This window comes from Allobosea sp. P1_A7 (genome assembly GCF_056406775.1).
On sequence record NZ_JBFTZN010000589.1, the window covers coordinates 1 to 1,151 of the forward strand.

General features: G+C 60.3%; 2 protein-coding genes. Both read left to right on the plus strand.

From position 1 onward, the window contains the following. Nucleotides 1–326 (plus strand): methyltransferase family protein (locus AC1D34_RS37830; RefSeq protein ID WP_476827061.1); only part of this gene is annotated, 326 nt, incomplete at its 5' end. Nucleotides 327–1,019: 693 nt separating this feature from the next. Then, nucleotides 1,020–1,151, plus strand: a 132-nt coding sequence (locus AC1D34_RS37835; RefSeq protein ID WP_476827062.1) for an IS630 transposase-related protein, incomplete at its 3' end; no start/stop codon positions are given.

Sequence of the window (1,151 nt, forward strand, 5' to 3'; positions counted from 1 at the left end):
GCCGTAGGATGCCGGAGGCCGAATTCAGGACGCCGGGTCTGTACAAGCTTGTTCGGCATCCGATCTATCTCGGCTTCATCATCGCCTTCTGGGCTACTCCCGTCATGAGCCAGGGCCATTTGCTCTTCGCGGCAGTGACGACGGCCTACATATTGGTTGGCATCATGCTGGAAGAGCGCGACCTGATCGCGTTGTTCGGCGACGACTACAGGCGCTACYGCGAGCGCGTCGCGATGCTCCTGCCGTTTTGGCGCACAGTCACTCCGGCGCAACACAATCTCGCATCGGCCCCCACGAATGACGCGAGACACGAATGGCCACGCTGACGGCAAAGCTCTCGCGGTTGGTTCGTGGTCAGCTCAGCGGCCCCACGCTCGCTTCCTGACACTGGGGTTTTCCGCAGGCGACAGGCAAGAAGCCCGCGATTTCAGCTGGCTTCTTTCGACTTCTGCCTCGCAATCGCGCGCAAGGCGCAAGATTAGCGCTCCTGCCAGCGGTCCCTCGCAGCCCATCCCCAATCCGTCGGACCAAGTCTCGGAGCCTGGGCGAACGCAGAGGACTTCTACGCCCTCAGAACGCCGGGCTATTCTCGCAAGTAGTGGGGCCCCGGCCGTATCGGTTGCTCGAAAGGTCTTTTCCCGGAGTTTGCGAAAGACACACTCGAGCGAAATTGCAAAAAGATCAACAAATGCAAATCGTTACATTTCATAACAAACCTTATGAGAATCCGAGATGTAGGTCCCCGCTGGTAAGATCACCGGTCTCCCCCGCAATGCGCGTCGTTGCGAACCGGGGCCGATGTCGGTCTCTATAGCCCAGCCAAAGTCGTGCCTGAGCTTCTGATCGAGACTTAGCCCTCGCAGCCTATCGCCAAATCTATCCGGAATGCCGTCTTCCGCGCCCCCGGCATCTCGAAAGATTTGAGATACTAGAGCAGGTTCATGGTTTTCCGATTCTGCCGGGATTCCCAAGCGGCGCGAACAGTGCGATTCCTTCCTCGTCTGACGCGGGAGACCGGGATGGCACGGGCTTACAGCCAGGATTTGCGTGAGCGAGTGATTGCGGCGACCGAGGCGGGCTTGCCTGCGCGCCATGCGGCCGATCGGTTCGGGATCGGCATCGCGACGGCGATCGTCTGGGCGCGCCGGGCG